3 protein-coding genes are annotated in these 1,293 nt (G+C 62.2%); all 3 read left to right on the top strand.

Features of this window, described 5'->3' with window-relative positions; translation table 11 throughout:
- Nucleotides 1–594: PD-(D/E)XK nuclease family transposase (locus tag G3446_RS26740; protein WP_164456686.1), on the top strand; the 594-nt coding region annotated here is incomplete at its 5' end.
- Between the two features lies 1 nt (nucleotide 595).
- Complete coding sequence (locus G3446_RS26745) at nucleotides 596–1,033, top strand: hypothetical protein (protein WP_164456687.1); 438 nt, start codon at nucleotides 596–598, stop codon at nucleotides 1,031–1,033.
- The coding region (locus tag G3446_RS26750) for a GDP-mannose 4,6-dehydratase (RefSeq protein WP_164456688.1) at nucleotides 1,034–1,293 on the top strand (260 nt) is incomplete at its 3' end. It abuts the gene before it with no gap.

Consider the following 1,293-nt stretch of genomic DNA (forward strand, 5'->3'; position numbering starts at 1 on the left):
GGCGGACAGCTCACGGCCGGCGAAGATTATCAAGAGCTGCGCGCCTCGGTCGGCCTGCACCTGCTCGACTTCGATCTGTTCACCGCGAACGACGCCGAACGTCAGCAGGCGGTGTGGCGCTTCGAGATGCGCGATGAGCGTCAGCCAAACGTATCGCTAGGGAACGTCCTACAGATGAACCTGATCGAACTGAAAAAGGCTGATCGCCTCGGGCTACCACCCGGCGCATTGCGCGCCTGGATCACCTTCTTCAAACACTGGCAAGAGGAGCCCACCATGGCCGCAGTCGCTCATGAACCCGTCAAGCAAGCCATGAACCGCATCCGCCAACTTAGCGCCGATGAAGAAGCACGCCGCCTCGCCTTCGTGCGCGAGCGGGCACTGCACGACGAGGTGTCGTTTTTGAATGAGGCCAAGCGGGAGGGTCGCCATGAAGAGGCGCGTGACGTTCTTCGTGCTCAGCTGAACGTCAAATTTGGTGACCTGCCGGGCTGGGTTGAAGAACAGATTGGGGTGGCTGATCACGAACGACTGAGGGGATGGATGCGTGAGATTCTGTTCGCCGACAGCCTTGATGGACTCTTCAAGCACTGACATGGACCGCATCCGCCAATTCAGCGCCGATGAAGACATCTGGCGCCTACACTGGGGCGAGGACTGGCTGTCTCGCAGCCATCTGGGCCTGCGCGCCGAGCACCGGCGCCATGCCTTCGTGCTCGATGACGCGACGGCGGCGCCGATCGCAGACGCCGTGCGCACCATCATGCAAGACCCGGCGCTCAAGGCCCGTTTGGCCACCGGTGCCCGTGACTTCTACCAAGAGGCGCTGCGCGAGCGCGGCGAGCATTTGCACAGCTTTCTGTGCGCCTTGGCGAACCGAAAGGGCGCCGGAAGCAGACGCCTAAAGGCCGATGCACCCGCCGCCAGCGTCGCCACGCCGCTTGATGACCACCCAGTCCCGCGCGCTGGTAATCGAACACCGCGCGACGCTGGCACCATCCAAACCCTGAATCGAGTTCAAGGACAGCCCTAGATGTCGAAAAAAGCCCTCATCACCGGCATCACCGGCCAAGACGGCAGCTACCTCGCCGAATTCCTGCTCGAGAAGGGCTACGAAGTCCACGGCATCAAGCGCCGCGCCTCGCTGTTCAACACCCAGCGCGTCGACCACATCTACGAAGACCCGCATCAACGCGAGCAACACTTCGTGCTGCACTACGGCGACCTCACCGACACCTCCAACCTCACGCGCATCATCCAACAGGTACAGCCCGACGAGGTCTACAACCTCGG

It is taken from the genome of Thiorhodococcus minor (genome assembly GCF_010820565.1).
GTDB classification, from domain to species: domain Bacteria; phylum Pseudomonadota; class Gammaproteobacteria; order Chromatiales; family Chromatiaceae; genus Thiorhodococcus; species Thiorhodococcus minor.